The 13,416-nt window shown below is 54.7% G+C and carries 5 protein-coding genes; all 5 read left to right on the top strand.

The genetic code is table 11. The features are described 5' to 3' along the window. Position 1 precedes the first annotated feature (1 nt). The 5 genes from NHM04_RS10670 to NHM04_RS10650 all read left to right on the top strand — a co-directional run bounded on the left by NHM04_RS10670 (position 2) and on the right by NHM04_RS10650 (position 13,354). A complete protein-coding gene (locus NHM04_RS10670; protein WP_254263780.1) occupies positions 2-1,684 on the top strand; it encodes an efflux RND transporter periplasmic adaptor subunit in 1,683 nt (560 codons plus the stop codon). Continuing rightward, positions 1,660-3,867 (top strand): biotin/lipoyl-binding protein, encoded by a 2,208-nt coding sequence (locus NHM04_RS10665; protein WP_254263779.1) that lies wholly within the window; start codon positions 1,660-1,662, stop codon positions 3,865-3,867. The genes NHM04_RS10670 and NHM04_RS10665 overlap by 25 nt, the downstream gene beginning before the upstream one ends. A 124-nt stretch (positions 3,868-3,991) precedes the next feature. Beyond that, positions 3,992-4,807, top strand: a complete 816-nt coding sequence (locus NHM04_RS10660) for an efflux RND transporter periplasmic adaptor subunit (RefSeq protein ID WP_254263778.1) — start codon at positions 3,992-3,994, stop codon at positions 4,805-4,807. A gap of 167 nt (positions 4,808-4,974) precedes the next feature. Further along, positions 4,975-11,865 (top strand): putative Ig domain-containing protein, encoded by a 6,891-nt coding sequence (locus tag NHM04_RS10655; protein ID WP_254263777.1) that lies wholly within the window; start codon positions 4,975-4,977, stop codon positions 11,863-11,865. Beyond that, positions 11,858-13,354, top strand: coding sequence for a diguanylate cyclase (locus tag NHM04_RS10650; protein WP_254263776.1), 1,497 nt, complete (start codon positions 11,858-11,860; stop codon positions 13,352-13,354). Before NHM04_RS10655 ends, NHM04_RS10650 begins: the two co-directional genes overlap by 8 nt. The last annotated feature ends 62 nt before the right edge of the window (positions 13,355-13,416 follow it).

Genomic DNA, 13,416 nt, shown 5'->3' with positions numbered 1-13,416 from the left:
TATGTCCGTATCCAATTGCGCTCAGTTATGGCTTCAAAGGTTTTGTCAGGCCAACCACGAGGTTGAGTTAGGGGTACTGCATTGCGCCGACAGCGCGCGTCGCCCCGTCATTTGGCCCGCCAATGCGCCGATGGATGATGAGTTTCATTCGCTGGCGGCGCGGGCGCTGAGTACACAGCGCATGGCGCTGCAACCGCACGGCGATTCCGATATGTTAATGGCTCTCCCCTGCGGTGCTAGTACGAGCTGGGCTCTGGTGTTGCGCCTCAATAGCCGTGATCGCCAGCACCTGAGTGTGTGTAGCAAGCGCTTCAAATTGGCCGAACCCTGGTTGCAATACGCGATTGAGGTGGATGAAGCCGAGGGTGCCGACCCTGATTTAGTGTTGCGTTTGCTCAACGAACATTCTCTTGAAGAAGCCTGCCTTACTCTGGTCAATCAGCTGTCGTTTGAACTGGACTGTAGCCAGGCAGCGCTGGGGTTAAGTGACGGGCGCCGGGTGAAGGTTCAGGCTTTGTCTCACAGTGCGAGTTTTGACCCGCGCACCCAGGTGAACGAAACCCTGCGCCGCGCGATGGATGAAGCCCTGCTAAGGCGCCGGGACGCTTGGCTTATCTCGGGCGAGCCCTCAGCCGACTTGCCTTATCTTGCTGATGTTGGCCAACACACTGGCGCCAGTGCCCTGGCCAGTTGTTTGCTGTGGCAAGGGCGTGAGCCCGTAGCGGTGTTGGTTTTGCAATGGACCGGGGCGGTGGATGCTGAGGTCGTAAAGACGCAACTTAACCAATGCCAAGAACGACTGCGCCCGGTGGGTCGGTTGTTAAGTTTGCGCGCCAGCGCCGAGCGCGCCAAAAGCCGAGAGACAATCACTTTACGTACATCTTCAGCGCGCAAACGCGCCCTGCGCATGGCGGCAATAGCGGCGCTGGTGTTAGCCATTGCGCTCATACCGGTGCCCTATCGCATCAGTGGCGATGCGTTACTGCAGGGCGAAGAGAAAAACCTGGTGGTGGCCACAGACCAGGGCTATTTGGAGCAAGTGTTGGTCGGCCCGGGGGATGCGGTGAAGCAGGGACAGCTGCTGGCACAAATGCAAGAGCGCGAATTGCGCCTTGAGCGGCGCCAATTGCTGGCCGAATTGCAGCAGCTGCAGCAAAGGTACAACAACGCTCTGGCAAGCTCCGAGCGTGCTCAGGCCGCCGTGATTGCCGCCGAGGTCGATCAGGCCGAGGCTAAGCTGGCGCTCTTGGAGCAGCAGCTGTTGCGTGCGCAAATTCGTGCGCCCATTGGCGGTGTGGTGGTCTCTGACGATATTCGCCAGAGCGTGGGCAAGCCTTTAGAGCGCGGTGAGGTGTTATTCGAGATTTCCTCTACCCGTGCTTATCGGGTGATTGCCTATATTGACGAGCGGCACATCAACCGCCTGAGCAAAGGTCAAAGCGGGTCGCTGGTGTTGTCCAGCTTGCCCGACCGCCAGATTCCTCTCTCGGTGGAGCGCATTACCCCGGTTAGCGAGGTGCGTGAAGGGCGCAATGTATTTCGCGTTGAGTGCGCTTTGCCCGGCCCGGTTGACCGATTGCTACCTGGCATGACGGGCACCGCGAAGGTGCGGGTTGGCCGTGCCAGTATCGGCTGGATTTTATTCGGCGATGGCATCGATTGGCTGCGAGTGAACTTGTGGTAGAAATGGCCGACAGTGATCTTCAGCGCAGTCCCCTGTGGCAGCAGTTACAAAACCTCAAGCCGCAACTGGCCAGCCACGCCGAGCTGACGCCACGGAACTATCGCGGCGAGCTTTACTACGTTTTACACGATAAAGCCGGCGCCCGTTTTCATCGCCTGACGGCCTCCGCCTACGAGTTGTTGGGTGCCATGAATGGCGAGCGCACCCTGCCGCAAATTTTGCATGTGGCGCGCCAAGGACTGAGCCACAGCGGAGCAGACGATTTACCCGACGCTGAAGATTTACTGGAGCTTCTGCAGTATCTGCAGGTGGCCGATTTATTAATCTGCGATATGCCCCCCAGCACCCAGGCGCTGTTCGCCCGGCGCCAGCAAAGCCGTCGCGCCGGGTGGCGACGGATGTGGGCAAACCCGCTCACCTGGCGAATCCGCCTGGGTAACCCCAACGCTTTGCTCGATCGCTTGCAGCCTTTAGCGCTGGAGCTGGCCAAGCCCTGGGTTGGCGTGCTGTGGCTGGTGGTGGTGGGACTGGCGTTGGCCTTGGCTGTGGTGCATTGGCCCCGTGTGGCGGCCGTTAGCTTTAGCGATTTACTCAGCCCCACCAACTTGCTGTTGTTGTGGTTGACCTACCCGGCCATGAAAATTCTTCACGAGCTATCCCACGGTTTGTTTACCAAAGCCTTTGGCGGCAATGTGTACGAGTGCGGGGTAGTGTTTGTAGTGGGCGTTCCACTGCCGTACGTGGATGCCACGGCCGCTACTGGTTTTAGCTCAAAAGCCCAGCGGCTGATGGTAGGCGCTGCCGGTATGGCTTTGGAAATGCTGCTGGCGGCGCTGGCGTTTATGCTGTGGCTGGCGGTAGAAAACGCTTTTTTACAGGCGCTGCTGCTCAATATAGTGATTCTCGGCAGCGTCTCGACCTTGCTGTTTAACGGCAACCCGCTGTTAAAGTTTGATGGCTATCACCTGCTGTGCGACTGGCTTGAAACCCCCAACCTGGCATCGCGTGCCCGCGCCCAGTTGCGCTATTTACTGGAGCGTTATGGGTATGGTTTGACTGCCTGCCAGGGCGAGGCACGCACCGCTGTAGGCGCCTGCTGGTTAACGGCGTATGGCCTGGCGGCCACCGCGTATCGGTTTGTGATCTTCGGCTTTATTTTTATGCTGTTGGCCCGGGTGTCTTTGCCATTGGCGCTGTTGTTGGCTGTGTGGGTGCTGAGCCTGCAACTGTTTTGGCCGTTGGTGCGTTACTTTTATCAGCTGTTCGGCCATACCGAAAACAGCTCTGAGCGCCGCCGCATAGGCGCCGTTACGGCACTGTTTTTAATCGCGGTGGCGTTATTCACCTCGGTGGTGCCTGTGCCGCTGAGTACTCGTGTGGACGGGGTCATTTGGCTCCCAGAGGACAGCCGCCTGCGCGCAGGCGCTGCGGGCCAGGTCGCGCACATGGCGGTCAGCGATGGTCAAACGGTCGCGGCGGGGCAGCGCTTGCTTGAGCTGCACAATCCCCAGTTACGCTCGCAGCTGGCGGTTAAGCGCGCGCAAGTGCAGGAATACCAGCTGCGGGCGGAACAATTTTTTAGCAGTGACCGGCCGCGTGCCGCCCTGCTGCGCGAAGACTTAGCCGTACTGCGGGCGGAGCTTGCGGATTTACAACAGCAAGTCGAGCAGCTACAGGTGGCAAGCCCTGCGGACGGCACGGTGTATTGGGCCAGCCCGGATATTTTGCCCGGCCGGTACCTAGAGCGTGGCGACTTGCTGGCCTACGTAGACACCTCGGGCCTGAGTTCGCGGCGTGATTTGCGGGTGCGCACTGCGCTCACTCAAGAGCAAGCCGGGCTGGTGCAAAAGGCCGCTGTTAATATTGATGTACGCTTGGCGGGCAATAGGGAGTCGGTGCTGCCCGGCAAGAGGTTGTCTCAGCTACCCGCGGTGGGCTATCAATTGCCCAGTGCTGCGCTGGGCGCCGCTGGTGGAGGGCGTTTGGCGGTTAAAAGCGATGACGCCAGAGGCCTGCAAACACAGCAGCAAATATTTTTGCTGGACATTCAAATTCCTAAACCCGATGGCCAGGTTCACTATGGTCAGCGCGCTTACGTCAAATTCATCCATCCTCCCGAACCGCTGATAAAGCGCTGGTATCGCCAGCTGCATCAGCTATTTATCCGTCAGCTGTATAAATAACGCCCAGCCATTTCATGCCTGTGCTAAACTGATTTTGTGATAAGTATCACAGTTATAAAGGCGCTGCCCGAGCTGCCGATACACATTATAAGAAACCGCGAAGTACAACCGTATGCACAGCCAAATGAATTCCATTACCCGCGCTTTATCAGCCATTTTACTGACGGCTTGCCTGCCGCTTGGGGCATATGCCCAGCAGGGGGTGACGCTGGATTGTCGCATCGAACCCTTTACTCAGGTGGAAATGAGCACCGCCGTTGAAGGTGTGATTGCGGAAGTCTTGGTCGAGAAAAACGATGTCGTTGCCGCTGGCGATGTGCTGGCGCGGCTGGAGTCTGGGCTTGAAGCCGCTACGGTGGATTTACGCCGGGTACAGGCCGAGGTTGAAAGCGATATTTCCTCGCAGCAACTGGCGTTGGAGTTTGCCGAGCGTGCCCTCAAGCGCGTGGAGGATTTGTACGGCCAAAAGGTGGCCTCGTTTGCCGAGCTGGACAAGGCCAAAACCGAACACGCGCTGGCTTTGCAGCGGCTGGAGCAGGCCAAAGACCGCAAACGCCAGGCGCAATTGGAGCACAAGCGTGCCCAGGAAAATCTGAAGCGCTATACCATTGTTAGCCCTATCGATGCGGTAGTCACCGAGCGCTACAAAGAGCCGGGTGAACACATTGATAACGAGCCTATTTTGCAGTTGTCGCAGTTAAACCCCCTGCTGGTAGAGGTGTACGCACCGGCAAATCTGTTTGGAAAAATTCACCCGGGCAGCCGCGCCTTAGTACAGCCAGACATAGGCCCGGCGCAGGGGTATCGGGTTGCGGTGGCTCGTGTCGACCGCATGATCGATGGCCCCAGTAATACCTTTGGGGTCCGCCTGGAAATCGCCAATGCCGAGCAGAGCGTTCCTAGCGGCCAGCGCTGTAGCGTGACCTTTCCTGAGGTGTAATTTTTCGGTTATAAATCTTTGGTTTTAACGCTGATACGATCTAACCGATGGCTACTAGGCTGTCACGCTTGGCGCTAGAATCAACAGTTGTTGTTAGGAACCCTGCCAGGCCCTGTGGGGCCAACCTGAAGGATCGCAGTTACCCAGACTCCCGAGGGGAAAGCTGAATGTCGGACAGATCGCGGCGTAAGCGTCGGCCCATCATTGAACCTTTAGAGCCGCGGCTTTTGTTCTCGGCAACGGCTGACGCCTTGCTGTTTGATGATGGTGATCTGGAACAGGCGCAGCTGCAGCAATTTGCCGCCGAGGTGGATTTGCTGCAGGTCTATCCCGGTGTCAGTGCAGCCGATGATGCCATAAACCCCGATACCCGCACTGCCGAGCATCTCACCCGTTTCGTTTTTGTCGATTCTCGCGTGGCGGACACAGAGACCTTGCTGCAAGAGCTGGGGCAAGACTCGCATACCCGCGTTGTATTTTTGCAAAGTACCGACGATGGTCTGGTGCAAATGAGCGAGGCCCTAGCTGGGGCGCAGGGCATCGACAGTATTCACGTAATTTCCCATGCCACTCCCGGAGCCATCAGCCTGGGCAATACACAGATTAACGATGCCACCATCGAGCAGTATTCCGAGGTGTTAAAGCAGTGGCGCTCGGTGCTGTCAGAGAACGCCGATATTCTGTTTTACGGCTGCGATCTGGCGCAAACCCCAACGGGAGAGCTTTTGCTGCAGCGTTGGGGTGACCTTACCGGGGCCGACATTGCCGCCAGTGCGGATACCACTGGCCACAGCACCTTGGGGGGCGATTGGGATTTAGAGTACCGGCACGGTCTTATCGAAAGTGAGATAGCTATCGACCAGATTGCGCAGCAGGCGTGGAAGAGCACCTTGGCTGAAACTACGTTTGTGGAAACGACTGGCGGAAACCGGGAATTTGATATTTACACTGGCTACGATGTAGGACAAACATTTTCCTATGTCAGCGGCAATGGTAGTTATGAAGTTAGCGAAATTTCACTTGTGCTCGAGCGCCTATCAGCGGCCGACAGTCAGCTTATAACAGTTGAACTTCTTGACAGCTGGGGAGGGGCGATACTGGCGAGTAGCACCGTCGCTTCGAGTCAAATTAGTGATACTGGGTTTGCAGAACAAACATTCGAATTTTCTGAAGTTACCCTGACCGACGCGCAAACTTATACTATCCGGGTGAGTACGAATGGCACGGATTCGGACAGTGTCTTTGTCCGTTATCAAGACGTTGATCAGTACAGTGACGGAGCCCTATTAGAGAACAGCTCTAGCGCCCATCCCAGTGGTTGGGATCTGATTTTTAAAGTCGGTGGCGCTGCGCCCAATTCCCCCCCCACCGTTAATGACCCTATTGCCGATCAAGCCGCTACCGAGAACGATGCTTTTAACTTTCAGTTTGCTGCTGATACCTTTACGGATAACGATGGCGATTTATTAACTTATAGCGCGCAGCTCATAGATGGGGGCAGTCTACCTGCTTGGCTAAGCTTTGATGCCAATAGTAGAACCTTTAGCGGTACGCCAACAGATTCAGATGTAGGAACGATTGCCATCAACGTGATAGCGGACGATGGCAATGGGGGTACGGCAGCGCAAGATCAATTTAACATTGTGATAGCCAACGAGCCGGATTCTACCCATCAGGTGCATGAAGCCACACCACCTGCAGCAGAGAGCACCGGCTTAGCGAACGGGCAGGATGTCTACCAGAGCTTTTCTCAAACCGATGGCAGCTCAACCTATTATGTTGATACTGTATCGGTGCAACTTCGTATTAACCCTTTTGCTGCAGATCAAACAACGCAAACCATCACATTGGAATTGCGCGATGGCATTAGCGGCGATATTCTCGCCAGTACAGCTCAAACCTCAGATGCGTTAAGTGACTCCTTAGAATGGGTCGAGTTCTCTTTTGGCAGCGTAGAGCTAAACCGCGGTCAAGATTACTATATCAAGGCCAGCGCAACGGGCTCTGATTTAGACCCTTTTGTGTATATCGGCATACACAACACAGACGTTTACGCGAATGGTCAGTACTTTAATCATAATGGAGTGGCGGATGCAGGCAGAGATTTAGCGTTTTCTGTCAGCCATACGGCCAACAATGCACCTGTTTTAAACCGACCAATCAGCGACCAAACCGGGGCAGAAGACTCATACTTTGAATTTATTTTTGCCGCCGACACTTTTACCGACGCCGATGGCGATACACTTTTTTATGAAGCCAAGCTCAGTGACGGAAGCTCGCTTCCGCCGTGGTTAAATTTTGATGCTGCGGCGCGTCGTTTTTATGGTACGCCGGGTGAGAGTGACTCCATTACCTGGGAAATAGACATATTCGCCAGTGATGGCAAGGGTGGGCAAACCGACGAATCGTTTGATTTGGTTATCGCCAATACCAACGACGACCCACACTTAGAATTTCCGTTAGTGGACCAGTCGGCCAATGACAATGAAGCCTTTAGCTATACCTTCACCGAAAACACTTTTGGCGACTCTGATCTGGATACGCTTACGTATACCGCTGAGCTTGCAGGCGGAGGTGCGTTACCTGCATGGCTTACGTTTAATGAATCCACACGAACGTTTTCAGGTACGCCTGGCTCCAGCGATGTAGGCAGCATTGATATCACCGTTTACGCCGACGATGGTAACGGCGGCACACCGGCTTCAGATACCTTTCAATTACAGGTTGTGGATACCAATGATGATCCGCTGCTCAGCAATGCGCTTGTGGATCAAACCGCCAGTGAAGACGTGGCTTTCAGCTATCAGTTCGCAGCCAATACCTTTACCGATTACGACAATGACACGCTCGTTTACACGGCTCGTTTGGCCGGCGGCGGGGCTTTGCCAAGCTGGTTGAGCTTTGACGCAAGCACCCGCACCTTCAGCGGCACACCTTTACAGGCGGATGCTGGCAGTTTGCAGATAGAGGTAAGTGCCAGTGACGGCAATGGCGGGTCTGAAGCAACCGACTCGTTTGTATTAACGGTGAGTCATGTAAATGATGATCCTGCGCTTACAGGCAGTTTGTCTGATCAAACCGCCCATGAAGATTCTCCGTTTAGCTGGCAGTTTTCGGCGGCAACCTTTAGCGATGAAGACGGGGACAGCCTAAGTTATCAAGCGGCCTTAGTGGGAGGCGCGGCGCTGCCAACCTGGCTTAATTTTGATGCCGCTACCCGTACCTTTAGTGGAACACCCTCGCAGGCAGATGTGGGCGAGTTGCAAATAGAGGTTAGCGCCAGTGACAGTAACGGCGGTACAGATGCGCGCGATAGTTTTACCCTCACGGTCAATAACGTTAACGACAATCCAGAACTGGCTAATAGCTTGCCGGATCAGTCCATCAACGAAGATTCACCTTACAGCTGGCAGGTTCCGCTCAATACGTTTTTCGATGCAGACGGCGACACTCTGAGTTACAGCGCTCAATTAGTCGGTGGTGCAGCCCTACCTTCCTGGCTACTGTTTGATGCGGCCACACGTACCTTCAGTGGTACTCCGTTGCAAGAGAATGTGGGCAGCCTGAATATTCAGGTGCAAGCCAGCGATGGCAGTGGTGGTGCGTCGGCGTCGGACACCTTCACCTTGACGGTGAATAATCTTAACGATAATCCCGAACCAAATAGTGCCATTGCCGATCAGTTTGTGGATGAAGGTGCGAATTTTTATTTTCAGTTTGCCGCAAATACTTTCACCGATAGCGATGGTGATACTCTAAGTTATACCGCCAGATTATCCTCGGGCGGCGTGCTGCCGGCTTGGCTACAATTTGACTCCAGTACTCGCAGTTTTAGCGGTACGCCCTTGCAGGCAGATGTTGGCCGTATTGATATTGACGTGCAGGCCAGTGACGGCAATGGCGGTACGCCAGCCACACAAACGTTTACTCTCACCGTCAGCAATATTAATGACGGGCCATCCTTGACGAGGCCCATTGGCGAGCAGTTTGCCACTGAAGATTCTGCCTTTAGTTTTCAGCTGCCGTCAGATACCTTTAGCGATGAAGATGGCGATGTACTAGCGTTGCAAGTCCAGCTCGTGGGGGGTGGATCGCTGCCCAACTGGTTAACGTTTGCTGCAGATACAAGAACCTTTAGCGGCACACCCGCTAATGAAGATGTTGGCAGTGTAGCGATTCAGCTGACAGCCACCGACCCACAAAGCGCATCGGCAACCACATCTTTTATTTTGCACGTTGATAATACCAACGATGGACCGCGAGTGGTTAATCCCATAGCGGACCAAACGGTGGAGCAGGACGCGGACTTTTATTTACAGATTCCGGCCAATACTTTTACGGATGACGATGGCGAAATTCTGACCTATGCATTAGAAACTGCTGCAGGCGAGCAACTGCCCGCTTGGTTGAATTTTGATGCGGCAAGTCGCACGCTCTCTGGTACGCCTGGCAACGCCGATGTGGGCTTGCTCGACCTACGCCTGGCGGCCAGTGATGCCAGTGCCACCAGCTTTGACTACTTTTCTATCAATGTCATCAATGTGAATGACGCGCCGGTTTTAGTTAATGCACTGCCGGCGCAAACCGCTACCCAAGACAGCCAGTGGTTTTATCAACTTCCCCAGGGCACTTTCACCGATAGCGATAACGATGCGCTAACTTATACCGCCATTTTAACGAATGGCGATCCTCTGCCTGCCTGGTTGAGGTTTGATAGCAGTACCGGAGTATTTTCTGGCACTCCCAGAAACAATGATGTCGGCAGCGAAGAAATTTTAATTCAAGCACACGACGGTCAGGGAGGAGTCGCTGGTGTCAATTTAGCGCTACAAATTCTGAATATTAATGATGCGCCCGGCTTAAATTATCCGCTGCCTGATCAGTTGATATTGCAAGGCAGCGACTTTAATTACACTTTGCCGACAGATGCGTTTTTCGATCCCGATGGTGACGACTTGGCTTTTCAAGTGACGCTCAGCGATGGCGCTGCGCTGCCAGATTGGTTGGATTTTGATACTGCTACGCGCACTTTTAGCGGTACACCTGGCAACGATGATCTGGGTGATTACAGCCTTAGCGTTAGCGCCAGTGATGCCCAGGGCGCGTCGATAACCACCGGTTTTAATTTGGAGGTGCGCAATGTCAATGAGGTGCCCGAATTAAAAACGCCGCTCGCCGATCAACAAACAGAAATTGGTCAGGCGTATAGTTTTCGTCTGCCTAGCGATACCTTTGTGGATGCAGATGGTGACGTGTTGCACTATAGTGCCCGATTGGCAGATGGCAGCGCACTGCCAGCATGGTTAACTTTTGATGCGGTGAGCGGTGAATTTACCGGCATGGCGCCTCAGGACGCTGCGGGCGAGCTAAACATTACAGTGCTGGCAAGCGACGGCGTGGGCCAGGTGCAAGATTCCTTTGTGCTGAATATTATTGCATCGAATCGGGCGCCCATTGTGCAACAGCCGCTTACCGATCAACAGCTATCGGTGGGCGATTTTGTCCAGCTCAACATAGCGCAGAGTTTCTCCGATCCCGATGCAGATACTTTGCACTTTACTGTGCGCTTGGCTGCCGGTGATGCTCTACCCGATTGGCTGCAATTTGACTCGAATACCGGATTATTAAGTGGCCAAGCACCTCTGGACAGCGCCGGGCGTTACGCGCTCGAGGTTAGCGCGTCCGACGGCGAGCACTCGGTCACTGACAGCTTTTTGCTGACGGTGGATGACGCCACCTCTCAGGTTGCCCGCCTAGCCGACGTCTACTTGCAAGAAGATGCGCCGGCATACAATCATGCGCTGCTGTCAGCTTTGCAAGAAAAATTTCCCGCAGGCGTTTCCGATATTCGCCTTAATGACAATTCGGCCCCCGAGCTTTTTTCGCGTTTGGCCTTTGATTCTGCAACAGGGAACTTGCAAATTGCATTAAACGCCAATGAATTTGGCCGCGCTGATCTATCGTTTGCCGGGGTGGACAATAACGGGCAGGCGATTACGGCGCACTTAACCGTGCATGTTGGCGCTGTAAACGATGCGCCTGTTGTGACCGACACGGCGTTGCAGCTGCTAACCACCGAAACCGGCCGCTATCAAATTCCGCACAGCGTTTGGGGCAGTTTTTTTGATCAGGAAGATGGCTTTGATTTGAATTTCTCTGTGGTAGCAAATAGCTACCCGCAGGTTGCCGTTATCAGTGCCATAGACAGTGAAACCGGTCAGTTGGAGCTTAGCAGTGGCGATACCCCAGGGGTTACGGAAATTACTCTGCGCGCCACCGATAGCCAGGGCAGCTGGGTAGAACATACGTTAGTGGTGGGCGTGCAGCAGGCTCCGCCCGACCCAAATACCCCGCCTCCTAGGGGTGATAACGACGATACAATTAGGTTACAACCAGAGCCGGGCGCTCCTGTGGTAGTTGAACCTCCACAGCCCGACACAGTTGTGCCCAGCGAACCTTCTGCACCCGTGGTGCCGGGTATTTCCGGTACAGTGGAATCCACACCGGCGCTTGAAATAGATGTGCCCGTAACCGTCACAGACTTGCCTGCCAGCGACGACCTATTCAGTTACCAGCAAAGTACCGATGACCGAGCTGTCAGTGATTCGCAGACGGAAGAAACAAGCCCCGGCGCAACTGATTTGACGGCCTCTGCGGAGCTACCACTTATTGGTTTAGAGCCAGGTTTAAACACCCACTTAAGTGTCAGTGACATTGCCGAGTTTAACCAGGCGCTGAGCGAATCACGTCAGCAAATTGAGCAGGTGTATCGCGAACAACAACAGCAGCAAAATATGATTGCCGCCGTATCCTTGTCACTGGGCACCGGATTAATTTTATGGGCTTTGCGTGCAAGCAGCTTGCTGTTTGCGTTGATGTCGGTACTGCCGCTTTGGCGCGGGGTTGATCCGCTGCCGATTTTAGAAAACATAGAAAAGAAAAAGAAACTCTTGGCCCGCCAGAAAAAAGATCGCCGCCGCGAAGATGCCAGCGCGGGCGAAGTGGGTTACCTATTCGATCAGTCAGCAGTGCCAAGTCCCGGGGCTAAGCATGATTAACATAACGCCGGCAGTGCGCTTAAGTTTTGGTTTGGTGGTACTTACGGTATCCATATTGTTATTTGCTGATGCCTTAGGTTTAACCCCAGACGCGAAGCAAAAACAAATTGAAGGGCGGCAAAATTTGTCTCAGGCGCTGGCGTTTCAAACCCTGGTGGGTTACTCGCGCTCGGACCGCGCCCTGGTAGAGCAGTTATTGCAACATGCAGTGCAGGCCACGCCCGAGCTAAAATCCGCCGCTGTTTACCCTACCGGTAATCGCGATCCTTTTGTGGTAACGGCGCAGCATCAGTCGCTTTGGCCTGCAGATTTTAATGGCCGCTCTACGCCTGAATACGTCAACGTGCCTCTCACCCTCGGGGAGCGAAAAGTGGGAGAGTTACAGCTGGTGTATCAACCATTGGTACAAGCCGATGCCAGCTACTGGGGCTTGCCGCGCACAGTGTTGCTGGGCGGTTTTATTGTGCTCGCGGGCTTTGTCAGCTATCGCCTGTTCATCGGCCGTGCGCTGCGCCATCTTGATCCCAGCGCAGTGGTGCCAGCCAGGGTGCGCAACGCGTTAAACGTACTCGCCGAAGGCGTGTTTATTCTCGATCGGCGCGAGCATATTGTGTTGGTAAATACCATTTTACTGCAGCGTTTGGGCGTGTCGGAAAAACAACTGCTGGGCCGCAAAGCCGGGCAGCTGCAGTGGCGGGGGCAAAGCGAACAGCTGCCCTGGAGCCAGGCACTGCAAAGCGGCGACAAAGTGGTCGCGCAGCGATTAACCCTGGTGCAGGGCAATGGCAATACCACGGTTTTTAATGTTAATGCGGTGCCGATTATGGATGGCAAAGGCGCAACACAAGGCGTCATTGCCAGCTTTGACGATGTCTCGGAGCTGGAGCATAAAAACCAACAGCTGGAGCAAATGCTGGTGGAGTTGGCTCGCAGCCAGAGCGCCATTGAAGAAAAAAATCGCGAGCTGGAACATATGGCCGCGCACGACGCGCTGACCAATTGCCTTAACCGCCGCGCTCTGCGCGAACAATTAGAGCGACTATTCACCGCCGCCACCACCAAGCGCACGCCACTGTGCTGCATTATGTTAGACATCGACCACTTTAAACGCATTAACGATACCTACGGCCATAGCCAGGGCGATACGGTCATCCAGCAAGTGGCCGAGAGGGTGCGCCAGCAAGTGCGTCAGGGCGATTTACTGGCCCGGTTCGGCGGCGAAGAGTTTTGTATTTTGCTGCCCGATAGCGACAGCGAGCAAAGCGCAAAAATCGCTGAGCGCTGTCGGGAGTTAATTGCCGCCGAGCCAATAGAAGGGGTAAACGTGAGCTGCAGTTTTGGCGTAGCGTTTTTAATGCCCGATGCCGATTCACCCAACGATTTGATCCAGCACGCCGACGAAGCGCTTTATTATTCCAAGCAAGGGGGGCGCAACCGGGTCACCGTCTGGAATCCCGGCATTCGTCATAAGATGAAGGCGTTTGACTAGCCGGCTACCGATAGGCAATAGTAAGAGGTGACGCCAGTCACAGCCGTGCGCGGCGCATGTCT

This window comes from Gilvimarinus sp. DA14 (assembly GCF_024204685.1).
Taxonomy (GTDB): domain Bacteria; phylum Pseudomonadota; class Gammaproteobacteria; order Pseudomonadales; family Cellvibrionaceae; genus Gilvimarinus.
Note: the sequence above shows the minus strand (reverse complement) of the source record. Positions and strands in the feature narration are given on the sequence as shown.

Bases quoted from the DNA above. Each gene is read 5' to 3' on its own strand.
- NHM04_RS10670 (WP_254263780.1), top strand. From the start codon at position 2: ATGTCCGTATCCAATTGCGCTCAGTTATGGCTTCAAAGGTTTTGTCAG.
- NHM04_RS10660 (WP_254263778.1), top strand. From the start codon at position 3,992: ATGAATTCCATTACCCGCGCTTTATCAGCCATTTTACTGACGGCTTGC.
- NHM04_RS10655 (WP_254263777.1), top strand. From the start codon at position 4,975: ATGTCGGACAGATCGCGGCGTAAGCGTCGGCCCATCATTGAACCTTTA.
- NHM04_RS10650 (WP_254263776.1), top strand. From the start codon at position 11,858: ATGATTAACATAACGCCGGCAGTGCGCTTAAGTTTTGGTTTGGTGGTA.